This is a genomic window from Bacteroides sp. OM05-12 (assembly GCF_003438995.1).
Classification (GTDB): Bacteria; Bacteroidota; Bacteroidia; order Bacteroidales; family Bacteroidaceae; genus Bacteroides.
In genome coordinates this window covers 1-17664 of sequence record NZ_QSUN01000010.1, presented here as the reverse complement: position 1 = coordinate 17664, position 17664 = coordinate 1, and the positions used below count along the sequence as shown (strand labels likewise).

The 17664-nt window shown below is 39.8% G+C and carries 16 protein-coding genes; all 16 read left to right on the top strand.

What is annotated here, in order from left to right:
• Positions 1-131 precede the first annotated feature (131 nt).
• Entirely contained in the window at positions 132-596 is a 465-nt protein-coding gene (gene mraZ, locus DXB63_RS09775) for a division/cell wall cluster transcriptional repressor MraZ (protein ID WP_122126297.1), read from the top strand.
• Positions 593-1504, top strand: a complete 912-nt coding sequence (gene rsmH / locus DXB63_RS09770; protein WP_122126232.1) for a 16S rRNA (cytosine(1402)-N(4))-methyltransferase RsmH — start codon at positions 593-595, stop codon at positions 1502-1504. The genes mraZ and rsmH overlap by 4 nt, the downstream gene beginning before the upstream one ends.
• A gap of 5 nt (positions 1505-1509) precedes the next feature.
• Positions 1510-1887 carry an FtsL-like putative cell division protein gene (locus DXB63_RS09765; RefSeq protein WP_122126231.1) on the top strand — a complete coding sequence of 126 codons (378 nt, stop codon included), beginning with the start codon at positions 1510-1512 and terminating at the stop codon, positions 1885-1887.
• 27 nt (positions 1888-1914) lie between these two features.
• The gene (locus DXB63_RS09760; protein WP_199604183.1) at positions 1915-4011 is read left to right on the top strand and encodes a penicillin-binding protein; all 2097 of its coding nucleotides are present in this window, start codon (positions 1915-1917) and stop codon (positions 4009-4011) included.
• A 12-nt stretch (positions 4012-4023) separates the two neighbouring features.
• Positions 4024-5478, top strand: a complete 1455-nt coding sequence (locus DXB63_RS09755) for a UDP-N-acetylmuramoyl-L-alanyl-D-glutamate--2,6-diaminopimelate ligase (RefSeq protein ID WP_122126229.1) — start codon at positions 4024-4026, stop codon at positions 5476-5478.
• Positions 5479-5487: 9 nt separating this feature from the next.
• Positions 5488-6756, top strand: a complete 1269-nt coding sequence (gene mraY, locus DXB63_RS09750; protein WP_122126228.1) for a phospho-N-acetylmuramoyl-pentapeptide-transferase — start codon at positions 5488-5490, stop codon at positions 6754-6756.
• A gap of 2 nt (positions 6757-6758) precedes the next feature.
• Positions 6759-8093, top strand: a complete 1335-nt coding sequence (murD, locus tag DXB63_RS09745) for a UDP-N-acetylmuramoyl-L-alanine--D-glutamate ligase (RefSeq protein WP_122126227.1) — start codon at positions 6759-6761, stop codon at positions 8091-8093.
• Between the two features lie 9 nt (positions 8094-8102).
• Positions 8103-9350, top strand: a complete 1248-nt coding sequence (locus DXB63_RS09740) for an FtsW/RodA/SpoVE family cell cycle protein (RefSeq protein WP_122126226.1) — start codon at positions 8103-8105, stop codon at positions 9348-9350.
• Positions 9351-9417: 67 nt separating this feature from the next.
• Positions 9418-10548, top strand: a complete 1131-nt coding sequence (gene murG, locus DXB63_RS09735) for an undecaprenyldiphospho-muramoylpentapeptide beta-N-acetylglucosaminyltransferase (protein WP_122126225.1) — start codon at positions 9418-9420, stop codon at positions 10546-10548.
• Positions 10538-11914, top strand: coding sequence for a UDP-N-acetylmuramate--L-alanine ligase (gene murC, locus DXB63_RS09730; protein WP_122126224.1), 1377 nt, complete (start codon positions 10538-10540; stop codon positions 11912-11914). Before murG ends, murC begins: the two co-directional genes overlap by 11 nt.
• On the top strand, positions 11911-12648 hold the full coding sequence (locus DXB63_RS09725) for a cell division protein FtsQ/DivIB (RefSeq protein ID WP_122126223.1): 738 nt from the start codon (positions 11911-11913) through the stop codon (positions 12646-12648). The genes murC and DXB63_RS09725 overlap by 4 nt, the downstream gene beginning before the upstream one ends.
• A 3-nt stretch (positions 12649-12651) precedes the next feature.
• Positions 12652-14070 carry a cell division protein FtsA gene (ftsA, locus tag DXB63_RS09720; protein ID WP_122126222.1) on the top strand — a complete coding sequence of 473 codons (1419 nt, stop codon included), beginning with the start codon at positions 12652-12654 and terminating at the stop codon, positions 14068-14070.
• Between the two features lie 36 nt (positions 14071-14106).
• Positions 14107-15387: a cell division protein FtsZ gene (gene ftsZ / locus DXB63_RS09715; protein WP_122126221.1), complete on the top strand. Its 1281-nt coding sequence runs from the start codon at positions 14107-14109 to the stop codon at positions 15385-15387.
• A 14-nt stretch (positions 15388-15401) separates the two neighbouring features.
• The gene (locus tag DXB63_RS09710) at positions 15402-15851 is read left to right on the top strand and encodes a GatB/YqeY domain-containing protein (protein WP_122126220.1); all 450 of its coding nucleotides are present in this window, start codon (positions 15402-15404) and stop codon (positions 15849-15851) included.
• A 474-nt stretch (positions 15852-16325) separates the two neighbouring features.
• Positions 16326-16769 carry a hypothetical protein gene (locus DXB63_RS09705; protein WP_122126219.1) on the top strand — a complete coding sequence of 148 codons (444 nt, stop codon included), beginning with the start codon at positions 16326-16328 and terminating at the stop codon, positions 16767-16769.
• A partial coding sequence (locus tag DXB63_RS09700) for an IS3 family transposase (RefSeq protein WP_147332283.1) occupies positions 16766-17664 on the top strand: 899 nt, incomplete at its 3' end. The genes DXB63_RS09705 and DXB63_RS09700, both read left to right, overlap by 4 nt.

Genomic DNA, 17664 nt, shown 5'->3' with positions numbered 1-17664 from the left:
TCTGCAAATCAACTTAATATGTTAAAAATAGCCTGTTGATAACTTATTTAAAAAAAATGCATGGAAAGTTGTGGGGAATTGTGGTGAATTGTGTATTTTTACAGCTCGAAATGTATAATAAGGTGTGGGATATGCAATTTATCGGTAATGTAGAGGCGAAAATGGATGCAAAGGGAAGGGTCTTCTTTCCGGCTTCATTTAGAAAACTCCTTCAGGCAGAAGGACGTCTGATTATGCGTAAGGATATTTATCAGGATTGCCTTGTTCTTTATCCGGAAGATATATGGAATCGACAGCTTGAGGATTTGCGTAGTCGTTTGAATCGTTGGAATCCCTCTCACCAAATGTTGTATCGTCAGTTTGTTTCGGATGTGGAAGTCATTAATCTTGATGCTAATGGAAGAATCTTAATACCGAAACGCTATCTGAAAATATGTGGGATAGTCTTGGATGTTCGTTTTATTGGTATGGATGATACTATTGAGATTTGGGCAAAAGAGAAAGTTGATGTCCCGTTTATGGAGCCGGAGGTATTCGGTAGAGAGCTGGAGAAAATAATGAGTGCAGAACCTTTTAATGAGAAACGTGAAGAATGAATGAAAATGTTATATACCATGTACCGGTGTTATTGAAAGAAAGTGTGGACGGAATGAATATTCGTCCTGATGGTACTTATGTAGATATGACATTTGGCGGTGGTGGTCATTCCCGTGAGATACTTGGTCGTTTAGGTGATGGAGGTAGGTTGTTGGGGTTTGATCAGGATGCGGATGCGGAGAATAATATCGTAAATGATGAGCATTTTACTTTTGTTCGTAGTAATTTTCGGTATCTGAAGAATTTTTTGCGGTATTATGATGTTGAAAGTGTAGATGCAATTCTTGCTGATTTAGGTGTCTCATCTCATCATTTTGATGATGTCGACAGAGGCTTTTCTTTTCGTTTTGATGGAAAACTGGATATGCGGATGAATAAACGTGCAGGAATAACTGCTGCGGATATTGTAAATACGTATGATGAGGAAAAGTTAGCGGATATATTCTATTTATACGGAGAGTTGAAAAATAGTCGTAAACTGGCAGCTTTCATCATAAAAGCGCGAGCTGACAAACAAATAGAAACTACTGAAGATTTTTTGGAGATTATAAAACCATTGTTTGGACGGGAACGGGAGAAAAAGGAATTGGCTAAGGTGTTTCAGGCTTTGCGTATTGAAGTGAATCGGGAAATGGATGCTTTAAAGGAGATGCTGAATGCTGCCGTTGAGGTCTTAAAACCGGGTGGGCGATTGGTTGTCATTACTTATCACTCTTTAGAAGACCGAATGGTGAAGAATATGATGAAAGCAGGAAATGTAGAGGGCAAGGAAGATAAAGATTTCTTTGGTAATTTAATGACGCCTTTTAAGTTGGTTAATACAAAAGTGATTGTGCCCAATGACGATGAAATAGCCCGTAATCCACGTTCGAGAAGCGCAAAATTGAGAATAGCAGAAAAGAAGTGAGTGATATGGAAGAACAAAATATTATAAACGAGACATCAAAAGGGCAGAAGCAAAAAAAGAATACTTCTGGTAAAGGAATGTCGTTGAAAAGCATCCTTGGCGGAGATATTTTAGCCAATGATTTTCTCAAGCGGCAAACTAAGCTTTTAATTTTAATTATGATATTGACGATATTTTATATCAGCAATCGTTATTCCTGTCAGCAGGAGATGATAGAAATAGATAAGTTGAAAAAGGATTTGACGGATATTAAATATGATGCTTTGACACGTTCGTCAGAGCTAATGGAGAAAAGTCGTCAATCTCGTATAGAGGAATATATATCTACGCAGCAAAGCGAATTACAGACAGCTACTAATCCTCCTTATTTAATAAAAAAGTAAGTTATGCCGGTGAATAAGAAAAGTATCATGACACGTTATTCGCTCATCACGTTGGTGATGGCGCTGACTGGTGTGATTATTATCATAAAAGCAGGTATTACGATGTTTGCGGAAAGAGATTATTGGCAGGCGGTGGCAGATCGTTTCAAGAAAGAAAATGTTATAGTAAAACCTAACCGTGGCAATATCATTTCTTCTGATGGTAAACTGATGGCAAGTAGTCTTCCCGAATACCAAATATATATGGATTTCCAGGCCGGTGGAGAAAAAAAAGATACGATGATGATCAATCACATGGATGAGATATGTGAAGGTCTGCATAAAATATTTCCGGATAAAAGTGCGAAAGAGTTCAAACAGCATCTCTTGAAAGGACGTAAAAAGAAAAGTCGTAATTATTTGATTTACCCAAAGCGCGTTTCTTATATACAATATAAAGAAGCGAAGCGGTTGCCTGTTTTCAATCTTACTAAATATAAAGGAGGGTTTCATGAATTGGCATTTAACCAACGAAAGCAGCCGTTCGGTTCTTTGGCTACACGTACGTTGGGTAGAGTATTTGCTGCCAAAGACTCAGCTGTGAATGGTTTGGAACTTTCGTTTGACAGTATATTGAAAGGTAGGAATGGAATAACCCATCGCCAAAAGGTGATGAATAAATATCTGAATATTACGGATGTCCCCCCTGTTGACGGGTGTGATATTATTACAACTATTGATGTCGGTATGCAGGATATAGCAGAAAAAGCATTGGTCGACAAGCTAAAAGAGATTGATGCCAACGTGGGTGTTGCTCTTTTGATGGAGGTTTCTACCGGTGAGGTGAAAGCTATTGTCAATATGACGAAATGTAGTGACGGCGTTTATCGTGAAATCAAGAACAATGCTATATCCGATATGATGGAGCCTGGTTCTGTCTTTAAGACTGCTGCTCTTATGGTGGGATTGGAAGATGGAGTAATTAGTCCGGATGATGGCGTTGATACAGGTAATGGAGTGATGATGATGCATGGACGTCCTATGAAAGATCATAATTGGCGTAGAGGTGGGTATCAATATCTGACTCTTCCACAGATCCTGATGTATTCGTCTAATATTGGTGTGTCTTATCTTATTGATAAGCATTATTTTGATAATCCGGATAAATTTGTGGACGGTATTTATCGTATCGGAATTAATCAACCTTTACATCTGCAAATACCCGGTGAAGGAACTCCTAATATACGTCGTCCTAAAGATGGTCGTTGGTCTAAAACTGCGTTGGCATGGATGTCTATTGGATATGAAACACAAATTCCGCCAATGAACGTATTGACATTTTATAATGCTATAGCAAATAATGGTGTAATGGTGCGTCCTAAATTCGTGAAAGCGATTGCTAGGAATGGTGAGATTCTGAAAGAGTATCCTACAGAAATCATGAATCCTGCTATCTGTTCACCAAAGACTTTAAAGATAATTCAGGATATGTTGGAAATGGTGGTAAGTAAAGGTTTAGGGAAATCGGCCGGTTCCAAACAATTCCATGTCTCCGGTAAAACAGGTACGGCACAGGTTTCGCAAGGTGCGAAAGGTTATAAATCGGGTCAAGTAAACTATTTACTTAGTTTTGCCGGTTATTTCCCGTCCGAGACTCCCCAATACAGTTGTATGGTAGCAATTCAGAAATCCGGCACTCCGGCTTCCAGCGGTTGGTCTGCGCAAGTCTTCAGTAAAATAGCGGAGAGGGTTTATGCGAAAAATCTTACTGATAATCTAGCGAATGCAATAGACTCGAATTCTGTAGTAATACCTAATGTGAAGGCTGGTGATGTTAATAAATCAAAGTATATATTGGATGCCCTAAAAATTCAGAATCAACCTCAGTTTACGTTGGCAAAGTCTGATAAACCAATTTGGGGAAGCGCGCAAGTAAGTCCGAATGCCGTGATTTTAAGCCATAGGGATATTTTAAGAGATTTCGTTCCGAGTGTTATCGGTATGGGGGCGAAGGATGCGGTATATTTATTAGAAAGTAAAGGTCTGAGAGTCAATCTTTCCGGAGTGGGAAAGGTATACTCCCAAAGTATTTCGCAAGGAACACTTGTAAGAAAAGGCCAGACAATTGGATTGATTTTAAAATAAATGTAATAAGCCATGAAATTAGAAGAACTTCTTAAACATATACAAGTCAGCGAGATTGTAGGGAGTCAGCAAGTTGAAATTACGGGTGTAAATATGGATTCCAGATTAGTTCAGTCCGGACATTTATTTATTGCAGTAAAGGGCACACAGGCTGATGGGCATAGTTATATCTCTAAAGCAATAGAAAAGGGAGCTGTCGCTATTTTGTGTGAAACCATTCCGTCTGAACGTTTGAAGGAAGTAACTTATATTTGTGTACAAGACAGTGAAGACGCTGTCGGGAAAGTGGCTACGGCTTTTTATGATGATCCGACTTCTAAACTTGAGTTGGTTGGTGTAACCGGAACAAATGGCAAAACGACAATTGCCACCTTATTATATAATATGTTTCGTCATTTCGGTTATAAGGTAGGTTTGATTTCTACTGTTTGCAATTATATTGATGAAGAAGCTATTCCGACTGACCATACTACTCCGGATCCGATTACCTTGAATAAGTTGCTTGGGCAGATGGCCGATTCTGGATGTAAATATGCTTTTATGGAAGTTAGTTCGCATTCAATTGCACAAAAACGGATAAGTGGATTGAAGTTTGCCGGAGGCATCTTTACTAATTTGACGCGTGATCATTTAGATTATCATAAGACGGTTGAAAATTATCTGAAAGCTAAAAAGAAGTTCTTCGATGATATGCCGAAGAATGCATTTTGCCTGACTAACTTGGATGATAAGAATGGGTTGGTGATGATGCAAAATACCAAAGCGAAGGTCTATACTTATTCTCTGAGAAGTTTATCAGATTTTAAAGGAAAGATATTGGAATCCCATTTCGAAGGTATGATTCTAAATTTCAATGAAAAAGAGTTGGCTGTCCAATTTATCGGTAAGTTTAATGCATCCAATTTGTTGGCTGTATTCGGGGCTGCTTGCTTGTTGGGTAAAAAGGAAGAAGACGTATTGGTCGCTTTAACAACATTGCGTCCTGTTGCCGGTCGTTTTGATTCAATGCGTTCGTCGAAAGGGTATACGGCAATTGTAGATTATGCACACACTCCTGATGCCTTGGTGAATGTATTGAATGCAATCCATGAAGTTTTGGAAGGAAGAGGGCAGGTAATAACTGTCGTAGGTGCCGGAGGGAATAGGGATAAAGGAAAACGACCGATTATGGCGCAAGAAGCTGTAAAAGGAAGTGATCGAGTTATCATAACCTCCGATAACCCCCGTAACGAAGAACCGCAGGATATTATTGACGATATGATGGCGGGGCTGAATGCAGAACAGAGGGGTAAGGTCTTAACAATTGTAGATAGAAAAGAAGCTATCCGTACGGCATGTATGTTGGCACAGCCGGGAGATGTCATTCTTGTTGCTGGTAAAGGCCATGAGAATTATCAGGAAATTAAGGGAGTAAAGCATCATTTTGATGACAAAGAGATATTGAAAGAAGTGTTTGAACATGAATAATTAGATGTTATGTTATACTATTTATTTCAGTTTTTAGAGAAGTTTGATTTTCCCGGAGCAAGAATGTTCGGTTATGTATCATTCCGTTCATTAATAGCCGTTATCCTTGCATTACTGATTTCTGCAATATTCGGTTCCAAATTTATTAGTATATTGAAGAGGAAGCAGATAACCGAGACACAACGGGATGCATCAATTGATCCTTTCAACGTCAATAAGAAAGGGGTACCGACAATGGGAGGAATTATTATTATTGTAGCTACACTTATACCTTGTCTCTTATTGGGTAAGCTTCATAATGTCTATATGATCTTAATGCTCATTACTACTGTCTGGCTTGGTACTCTTGGTTTTCTGGATGATTATATTAAGGTGTTCAAGAAGGATAAAGAAGGATTACATGGGAAGTTTAAGATTATTGGTCAGATTGGTCTTGGGCTGATTGTCGGACTAACACTTTATCTGAGTCCAGACGTTGTTATACGTGAAAATATCGAGATGCAACGTGCTGGTGAAGTGGTAGAAATAGTTCATAAGAGCCAAAGTGTGAAGTCTACGCAAACCACTATTCCTTTTTTTAAGAATAACAACTTTGATTATGCCGATTTAGTAGGTTTCATGGGAGATTATGCTCAACCTGTAGGATGGATTATTTTTGTGTTGGTGACAATTTTTGTAGTAACGGCAGTATCCAATGGTGCTAATTTAAATGATGGAATGGATGGTATGGCTGCGGGCAACTCGGCCATAATAGGACTAACCCTTGGTATATTGGCTTATGTGTCTAGCCATATTGAATATGCGGGATATCTTAATATTATGTATATTCCCGGAAGTGAAGAACTGGTAATTTATATCAGTGCATTTATCGGAGCTCTAATAGGATTTTTATGGTATAATGCATTTCCGGCACAAGTCTTTATGGGAGATACGGGGAGCCTGACAATAGGTGGAATTATTGCAGTATTGGCTATTATTATTCATAAAGAATTATTGATTCCAATCTTATGTGGCGTCTTTTTAGTTGAGAATTTATCCGTGATTCTTCAAGTCAGATATTTTAAGAAAGGAAAGAAGAGAGGAGTTGCTCAACGAATTTTCAAAAGGACACCTATTCATGATCATTTCAGAACGACAATAGCTCAGTTGGATCCCAACTGTACCTATATATTTACTAAGCCAACCAATGTATTCCATGAATCGAAGATTACGGTTCGATTCTGGATTGTTACGATTGTATTGGCTGCAATAACGATTATAACTTTAAAGATAAGATAAAAATGGCTAAGAGAATTGTCATATTAGGGGCTGGTGAAAGTGGTGCCGGAGCAGCTGTTTTGGCAAAAAAGAAAGGCTTCGATGTGTTTGTATCGGATATGTCTGTCATTAAAGATATATATAAAGAACTTTTGGTTTCTAAAAATATTCAGTGGGAGGAAGAACACCATACGGAGGAATTGATATTGAATGCGGATGAAGTTATAAAAAGTCCCGGTATACCTAATGATGCTCCGATGATTCTTAAATTGAAAGCTAAAGGAATTCCTGTTATATCTGAAATAGAATTTGCAGGAAGATATACAAATGCAAAGATGATTTGTATTACCGGTAGTAATGGTAAGACTACTACTACTTCATTAATTTATCATATTTTTAAGAGTGCAGGGCTGAATGTCGGGTTAGCTGGAAATATAGGACAAAGTCTGGCATTACAGGTTGCGGAATGTAATTATGATTATTATGTGATTGAGCTGAGTAGTTTTCAGTTGGATAACATGTATGATTTCCGTGCTAATATTGCTGTACTAATGAATATCACTCCTGACCATTTGGATCGTTACGATCACAAGATGCAGAATTATGTGGATGCCAAATTCCGTATTATTCAGAATCAGACAGATGAGGATGCTTTTATTTTTTGGAATGATGACCCGATTATCCAGCAAGAGCTGCATAAATATGGCATTCATGCGAGACTCTATCCGTTTTCTGCTATTAAAGAAGAGGGAGTAAAAGCTTATGCAGAAGATCATAAGGTCTATTTTACAGAACCAATGGCTTTCAATATGGAACAAGAGGAATTGGCTTTGACCGGTACACATAACTTATATAATTCGCTTGCTGCCGGTATTTCTGCAAACCTTGCCGGTATACGTAAAGAGTGTATCCGTGCAGCATTGAGTGATTTTAAAGGAGTGGAACATCGTCTTGAAAAGGTCACCCGCGTACGGGGTATTGATTTTATTAATGATTCCAAAGCGACGAACGTGAATTCTTGTTGGTATGCACTTCAAAGTATGACGACAAAGACAATTCTGATTTTGGGTGGTAAGGATAAAGGAAATGATTACACGGAAATAGAGTCGTTGGTTAAAGAAAAGTGCAGTGGTTTAGTCTATCTGGGATTACATAATGAAAAGTTACATGATTTCTTTGATAAGATGGGATTGCCAGTTGCGGATGTTCAAAGTATGAAAGATGCAGTAGACGCTGCATATCAAATGGCTAAAAAAGGAGAAACTGTGTTGTTGAGTCCTTGTTGTGCAAGTTTTGACCTTTTTAAAAGTTACGAGGATCGTGGTGATCAGTTTAAAGAATGTGTTAGAAACTTATAATACTAAATAATGGATTTTGTAGGTAAATTATTCAAGGGTGATAGGGTGATATGGATTATATTCCTTTTCCTGTGTTTGATATCCATCGTGGAGGTCTATAGTGCGTCGAGTACGTTGACTTACAAGAGCGGGAATCATTGGGGACCTATTACGCAGCATATTATCATTCTTACAGTTGGTGTCGTCATCGTTTTACTTGTTCACAATATCAACTATAAATGGTATCAGGTATTACCTATTTTTCTCGTACCTTTTTCTGCTATTTTGTTAGCTGTTGTTTCGTTATTAGGGGCAATGACGAATGGTGCAGCTCGTTGGATGAATATTTTCGGAATCCAGTTTCAACCTTCTGAGATTGCTAAGATGGCAGTTGTTATTGCGACAGCACTCATCCTATCGAAAATGCAGGAAGAAAATGGTGCTAACCGGAAAGCGTTTAAATATATAATGTGGATTACCGCTGTAATTTGTTTGCTTATTGCACCGGAGAATCTTAGTACGGCTGCTTTGCTTTTTGGAGTAGTCGTTTTGATGATGTTTATAGGTCGTGTGCCTTTTGGTCAGCTTGGTAAAATGATTGGAATACTTGCTCTTGCCGGAGCATTGGGAGCCGGTACTTTGGTTGCTATTCCTTCGGATACATTACATAATACTCCGGGGCTTCACCGTTTGGAAACATGGCAGAATCGCTTTAAGAATTTCTTTGAAAACAAAGATGCTGTACCTCCCGAGAAGTTTGATATTGATAAAGATGCACAGATTGCTCACGCTAATATTGCTATAGCAACAAGCAATGTTGTCGGTAAGATGCCGGGAAACAGTATTCAACGCGATTTTCTGTCTCAAGCATTTTCTGATTTTATCTTTGCCATCATTATCGAAGAGTTAGGCTTGATAGGTGGTGCTTTCGTCGTATTCTTATATATATGTTTGTTGGTACGAGCCGGAAAGATAGCTAAAAAGGCAAAAGGGAATTTCGCTACTTTTCTTGTTATGGGAATTGGACTGATATTGGTTACCCAGGCCATATTGAATATGTGTGTTGCAGTGGGATTGTTCCCCGTTACGGGTCAGCCCTTGCCTCTCATTAGTAAAGGAGGAACTTCTACGCTTATTAATTGTGTTTATATCGGTATGATTTTAAGTGTAAGCAGATATACATTGGAGCAAGAAGAAAAAGAAAAATTAGCAGGGGAAGCCTTAATACAGGATGAACCAACAGCGGAGTCTTTGCAAGATGAGGTTATTATTGAATAAATAGTAGGATTGTCTGTTGATTTAGATAGTTTATTTATACTTTTGTTTGTTGATATACAACTGGAGAATGAAAGAAAATTTGAGAATAATAATCAGTGGCGGAGGAACCGGAGGACATATCTTTCCGGCTGTTTCTATCGCGAATGCTATTAAAGAACAGCATCCTGATGCAGAAATTCTTTTTGTCGGTGCAGAAGGCCGGATGGAAATGCAGCGTGTGCCTGCTGCCGGATACAAAATAGAAGGCTTACCTATTTGCGGGTTCGACCGTAAGAACCTGTTGAAAAACTTTGCGGTGCTGTATAAGTTGGCAAAAAGCCAGTTGAAAGCACGAAGGATTATAAAGAAATTCAGACCATATGCAGCTGTTGGTGTAGGAGGATATGCAAGCGGACCTACTCTTAAAGTCGCAGGAATGATGGGCATTCCTACATTAATACAGGAACAGAATTCTTATGCCGGAGTAACGAATAAGCTGTTGGCAAAGAAAGCCAAAAAGATATGTGTGGCTTATGATGGTATGGAGAAGTTCTTCGAAAAAGATAAGATTATCCTAACTGGCAATCCGGTGAGACAAGGCTTACTGAATGCGCATATTACAAAAGAAGAGGCTGTTGCGTCTTTTGGCTTAGATCCGAATAAGAAAACGATATTGATTGTTGGAGGCAGTCTTGGTGCCCGTACTTTGAATCAATGTATGATTGCCGGATTAGGAAAGATAAAAGCATCGGATGTACAGTTTATCTGGCAGACTGGTAAAATCTATTTTGAACAGGCAAAGACGGCTGTTGCCAAGGCTGGAGATTTACCTATGCTATATGTGATGGATTTTATTTCTAAAATGGAAGATGCTTATAGTGCCGCAGATTTAGTAATATCTCGTGCCGGCGCAGGATCTATTTCTGAATTTTGTTTGTTAAGTAAGCCTGTAGTGCTAGTTCCTTCTCCAAATGTTGCAGAAGATCACCAGACAAAGAATGCATTGGCTTTGGTTGAAAAAGATGCCGCATTATATGTTAAAGACAGTGAGGCAAATGAGAAGCTGCTGGATGTGGCAATGGAAACTGTTCATAAAGAAGATATTTTAAAAGGTTTAAGTGCGAATATTGCTAAATTGGCTCATGTTGATTCGGCAAATATCATTGCAGAAGAAGTTTATAAGTTGGCGGAGAAATATAAAAAGGGACATGGATATTGATACCATTAAATCGGTCTATTTTATCGGTGCGGGAGGCATAGGCATGAGTGCACTGGTACGATTCTTCCTTTCTAAAGAGAAGAAAGTTGCCGGGTATGACCGTACTCCAAGTGAATTGACCGAAAAGTTGATAGAGGAAGGGGCTGATATACACTATAAGGAAGATGTTGATTTGATACCGGATAGTTTTCGGAGTAAAGAGGAAACATTAGTCGTTTATACACCGGCTATACCTCAGGATCATCAGGAACTAAAATTCTTTGTAGAGAACGGTTTTGAAATCCACAAGCGTTCGCAGGTATTGGGTATGATAACCCGCTCGGCTAAAGGTTTGTGTGTTGCCGGTACACACGGTAAGACGACGACTTCTACCATGGCTGCACATCTGCTGCATCAATCCCATATTGATTGTACTGCTTTCTTGGGAGGAATCTCAAAGAATTATGGTACAAATTTAATATTGTCGGATAAAAGTGAATTCATTGTTATCGAGGCTGATGAGTTTGACAGGTCATTCCATTGGTTGTCTCCTTATATGTCCGTAATTACGGCTACCGATCCTGATCATTTGGATATTTATGGTACGAAAGAGGCTTATCTTGAAAGTTTTCGTAAATATACAACGCTTATCCAACCGGGAGGCTGTCTGATTATCCGTAAGGGAGTAACCTTAAAACCGGAAGTACAGGACGGAGTGAAGGTGTATACTTATTCTAAGGATGAAGGAGATTTTCATGCAGAGAATATACGCATCGGTAATGGGGAGATTTTTATTGATTTTGTTACTCCGACGGAGACGATTAGAGATGTTCAGTTGGGGGTTCCGGTAACCATTAATATAGAAAATGGTGTTGCCGCAATGGCGTTGGCATGGCTTAATGGTGTGACGGCAAAAGAGATAAAGGATGGGATGGCAAGTTTCAGAGGTGTAGACCGTCGTTTTGATTTCAAAATAAAGAATGATAAAGTGGTGTTTTTGAGTGACTATGCCCATCATCCGGCTGAAATAAAGCAAAGTGTGATTTCTATCCGTGAATTATACAGGGATAAAAAGATTACGGCAATATTCCAACCGCACCTGTATACACGTACCAGGGATTTTTATAAAGAATTTGCCGAAAGTCTTTCGTTGTTGGATGAAGTGATATTGGTTGATATCTATCCGGCTCGCGAACAGCCGATACCGGGCGTAAGCAGTCAGTTGATTTATGATAATTTGCGTCCCGGAATTGAAAAGATGGTTTGTCGCAAGGAAGATATATTGGATGTTTTAAAGGATAAGAAGATAGAAGTTTTGATAACTCTTGGAGCAGGGGATATAGATAACTATGTACCTGAAATCCAGAAATTGCTTAATAATAGATGATAAAGAAGGTCTTATTATTCATTGTTTTATTGCTTATCATTGCATATTTGATTATTGCATTGACAGCCTTTAGTGGTAAACCTGCCGACCAGGTCTGCCAAAGGGTTGAATTGATTATAAAAGACAGTGTCAATGCCGGATTTATAACCAGAGACGAAGTGGGTAGCCTTTTACGAAAGAAAGGGCTTTATCCGATTGGAAAGAAGATGGAAAGTATACGGACGGATTTGCTTGAAAAACAATTGAATGAACATCCTTTAATAGAAAATGTTGAATGTTATAAAACTCCTGGAGGCTCTCTTTGTGTCGAAGTTACCCAGCGTTTGCCCATTCTAAGAGTAATGAGTAATAAAGGGGAAAACTATTATATTGATAATAAAGGCAAGATTATGCCACCGGAAGCGAATTGTGTAGCCCATCTGGCTATTGTAACCGGAAATGTAGATAAGACGTTCGCAACAAAAGATTTATATAAGTTCGGTTTGTTTCTTCAGAATGACAAGTTTTGGGATGCGCAGATTGAACAGATTAACGTAACACCTGAGAAAGAAGTAGAATTGGTTCCTCGTGTTGGTGAGCATATTGTGTTCCTTGGTAAGATTGATAATTTTGAAGAGAAGCTGGCTAAGTTGAAACTCTTTTATGAGAAAGCTTTGAATCAGGTAGGATGGAACAAATATAGCAGAATCAGTTTGGAATTCAATAATCAGATAATTTGTACTAAAAAGGAGTAAGATATGGCAGTAACAGATTTTATTGTGGCTATCGAACTGGGGTCGTCCAAGATTACCGGAATAGCGGGAAAGAAAAATAGTGATGGGAGTATTTATGTACTGGCTTGTGCCAGTGAAGATTCATCCTCATTCATTAGAAAGGGAGTGATTTATAATTTGAATAAAACTGCACAAAGTCTGACTTCAATTATCAATAAGTTGGAGGGTAAACTGGGTGCGACTATCGCTAAGGTGTATGTCGGTATAGGCGGTCAGTCCTTGCGTACAGTTAAGAATACGGTTGTCCGTCACTTAGAAGGGGAGAATACGATTTCGGAAGAGTTGGTTGCCGAAATTAATGATGAAAATATTCAGGTTCCTTTAATTGATTTGGATATTTTGGATGTAGCACCGCAGGAATATCGTATCGGAAATAACTTTCAGATAGATCCGGTAGGTGTGTTGAGTAATCATATTGAAGGCCGTTTCTTAAATATCATAGCCCGTGATTCTGTTAAGAAGAACTTGGAGAAATGTTTTGCTCAGGCAAATATTGAAGTTGCCGACTATTTTATATCTCCGATTGTTACCGCTGATGTGGTATTGTCTGATACAGAAAAGCGTTCTGGTTGTGCATTGGTTGATTTAGGAGCAGATACTACTACGGTTTCCGTATATAAAAACAACATTCTGCGTCATCTTACGGTATTGCCTATCGGCGGAAACAGCATTACACGTGATATATGTAATCTCCAAATCGAGGAGTCTGAGGCCGAGCAGTTGAAAAAGCAATACGGAAGTGCTGTTAATGAACCGGAGGCAGAAGGCGAATCACCCAAGACTGTAGAACTTAATGATAAACGTGTCATTGAGGAAAAGATTTTGAACGATATAATAGAAGCACGTACAGAGGAAATTGTAGCCAATATCTGGAATCAAATTCAGGTGTCCGGTTATGAAACGCAGCTTTTGGCAGGGATTATCCTGACAGGCGGAGGGGCTAATTTAAAGAATATTGAAGAAGTCATTCGTAAAAAGACCAAGATAGAAAAGATTAAGATCGTTCGTTCTGTTTTGCAGGGAGTAAAAGCCTGTGAACCGGATATGATAAAAAGTGATGCCACCTATAATACTGTTCTGGGGCTCATGTTTGCCGGAGAGGATAATTGTTGTAAACCGGAAGAAGTTAAACCTGTAAATTCGTTGTTGGAAGATGCTGAAGAAGAGGGGGGAGCAGCTGTCACTCTTGATGAAGCAGAAAGAAAACTTCGGGAAGAGGACAGAAAGCAACGTGAAGAGGAAAAACGATTGAGGAAGGAACAGCTGGAAGAAGAAAAACGGCGCAAGAAAGAAGAGAAAAAGAACAAGAAAAGTTGGTTTGATAAGGTGAAAGAGTCCGGAACAAACGCACTTGGAACTCTTTTCGACGATGAAGATAAATAAAACGAGTAATTTACATCATATAAAAAAGGTACAGTTATGACAGATAATAATCAACTTATGCCATTTGATTTCTCCGGCGATGAAACTCCCAGTATCATCAAAGTTATCGGTGTGGGAGGCGGAGGTGGTAATGCCGTTAATCACATGTATAAAGAAGGCATACATGGTGTAACATTTGCTCTTTGTAATACGGATAATCAGGCTCTTGCTAAATCTCCTATCCCGGTAAAATTGCAGTTGGGGCCTACGATAACCCACGGACTTGGAGCCGGGAATAACCCTCCTAAGGCAAAAGATGCCGCAGAGGAGAGTATTGAAGATATAAAACATTTATTGAGCGATGGCACTCAGATGGTGTTCATCACAGCCGGTATGGGTGGTGGAACCGGTACGGGAGCAGCTCCGGTGGTTGCCCGCGTAGCCAAAGAAATGAATATCCTGACAGTCGGTATCGTTACGATTCCATTCTTGTTTGAAGGTAAAGAGAAAATCATACAGGCTATCGAAGGGGTGGAACAGATAAAACAGAATGTGGACGCATTGATGATTATCAATAACGAACGTCTTCGTTCTATTTATTCCGATCTTACCTTTATCAACGCATTTACCAAGGCGGATGATACCTTGTCTATCGCCGCAAAAAGTATTGTCGAAATTATTACCGAACAAGGTATTATGAATCTTGACTTTGCCGATGTAAGTACTACGTTGCGTAATGGCGGTGTGGCTATCATCAGTACCGGATTGGGCGATGGAGACAATCGTGTGGAAAAAGCCATTCAGGATGCGCTTCATTCGCCTTTGCTTAATAATACGGATATTGTCAATGCGCAGAAAGTGTTGATTAACCTGACATTTAGCGAGAGTGCCAATTTTATGATGGATGAAGTTGGTGCTATTCATGATTTCATGAAGAAACTTAATCCGAATGTAAAAGTCATTTGGGGATATGCGACGGATAATTCTTTAGATACATCCGTTAAAATAACGCTTTTGGCATCCGGTTTCGATGTGAAGGATTTTGCCGGAGAAGAGATTACCGACGAGATAGAAGATGCAAAACAGAAGAAGATAACCGATGTTTACGGTGCGGATCTTATTTCGGGCATACAGCGTGCACGTGCCAAGAAACGTCATCTTTATATCTTCTCTCCGGAAGATTTGGACAATGACGATATTATTTCAATGGTAGAGATGTCACCTACTTACCAGCGTGATAAAGCTACATTGGATACTATCTGCTCGAAAGCGGTTGTCGAAACGGAAGCATTTGAAGAGGATGCCTCGGATGAAAACTCTAGAATAATAACATTTTAAAAACAGAATAGATTATGGACTTATTTGATCAGATCAGCAATGATATCAAGGAGGCTATGAAGGCCAAAGATAAAGTGAAACTGGAAACGTTGAGAAACATTAAGAAATTCTTTCTTGAAGCTAAGACTGCTCCGGGAGCAAATGATACGTTGACAGATGAGGCTGCGATGAAAATTATACAGAAACTTGCCAAACAGGGGAAGGATGCAGCCGAGATTTATATCGGGCAGGGGCGTCAGGATCTTGCCGATGAGGAATTGGCTCAGGTAAAAGTTATTGAAACCTATTTGCCGAAGCAAATGTCTGCCGAAGAATTGGAAGCTGCTCTTAAAGCTATTATTGCAGAGGTAGGAGCTACAGATGCAAAAGATATGGGTAAAGTGATGGGTGTAGCTACCAAACAACTTGCGGGAAAAGCAGAGGGACGTGCTATCTCCAGTATGGTGAAGCAGTTACTAGGGTAATACAAGATACTTTAAAATTAAGATACGGTCGATTGTTTGCAAACGATAGGAGTTTGTCGGCAATCGACCGTATCTTTGTTTACAAACGACCGTACGATTTTTTTAATCAATCTGATGATTTTTAAAAACATCAAGGTTATTTTATAAATCGCCTAAGGGAGCGTTGGTGATCACTCAAGGGGACGACAGCTACCGCTCCCTTGAGCGTTGGCTTACATCTACTGGAGCGTAAACTGATACTCCCTTAGGCGTTTTAGTTTATTTATTCTGCCAATTTAGCTGTTATTCAACTTTTACTTTGACTTGCCTTCACCTTAGCACTTTTGCTCTTATATTATTGATTACTATTTAATTAAAGTGAAGGCGCTGTTTTTTGAAGTGCACCCCCAAAGTTGGATAGTTAATTTTGTACCGTCCCATTTTTAATTTTCAGCTGTCTTGTCCTGCTATAGGTTGACTCAAACAGATCATCAAATGAGTTCAAAAGAATTAAAAAAAGTAGTACAACGTCGTGGTCAAATGGGCAGGGCTTATCCAGTTTGCTTACGTACAGCAGTCCTCCGCGATTATCTTAGCGGTATGTCTCGTTCTGAGGTTGCCCGTAAATATTCTCTTCCTGATGCTAGTATAATTTCACACTGGAAGCGTAAATTTGCATGCACAGAAGATTTGAAAGCATCCACCATTATGGTAAAGCGTCGTAATAAACGTCTTTTGCAGACAGACATGGAATCCGCCCAGTCTAATCGTATCCGTGAGCTTGAGCGTGCCCTTTCCAAAACTCAAAAGGCACTGTCAGACAAGGATAAGCAACTGGCAGAAGCTACTCTCCATTTCCGTTTGAGCGAGACGATGATAGATTTGGCTGAAGAGAAGTTCGGTGTCGAGATTCGAAAAAACTTTGGTTCCAAGCCGTGAGCAGGCTTCATGGCATTGACGGGGTTAGTATCCCCTCCTGCTGTGCACTGCTTGGATACTCTAAACAAGCCTATTACAAACACTTGAATCGCGGGCAGAAGTCTGCCCTTGCGGAAGAGATTGTCCTTCGTGAGGTTGTGGCTATCCGCAAGGAACTTCCCGTTCTGGGTGGAAGAAAGCTACTGCATTTGGTACGGCAGCGTCTTCCCGCAGGTACTGTTCCGGGGCGTGATGCATTCTTCGACTTGCTCGGAGTCAACGGGCTGTTGGTCAGGAAGCAGAGGACATCCCGTCCTGTGACCACCTTGTCCTGGCATCATTTCCATAAGTTCAGCAATCTATGGAAAGGGCGCATTCCGGATGGTCCGAGCCAGGTTTGGGTAGCTGACATCACGTACATAAGGCTGCGTGACGGCACATTCATCTATCTGAGCCTGCTGACCGATGTGTATTCCCATAAGATAGTGGGCTGGTATCTGTCCGCTAACCTGGGCATGGAAAGTCCTCTCGCCGCACTGAAAATGGCTTTGGAGAACCTGCCTTCCGGGCACAGGCTGATGCATCACTCTGACCGCGGGGTACAGTATTGCAGCAAGGCATATGTGGAACTGCTGCAATCGCACGGAATACAGATTAGCATGACAGAGAACGGTGACCCTAAGGAAAATTCTGTTGCCGAAAGGGTGAATGGCATCCTGAAAGAGGAGTGGTTAAACAGGGAAACTATAGAATCTTTGGAGCAGGGAAGGGAGCGGATAGCAGAGATTATAGGGATCTACAACAAGAGAAGACCGCATCTGAGCAATAGCTACCTTACTCCTGAAGAAGCGCACGGACAGAGTGGCATATTAAAGAGACAGTGGAAAACATACTATAAAAACAAACAAGATATGTA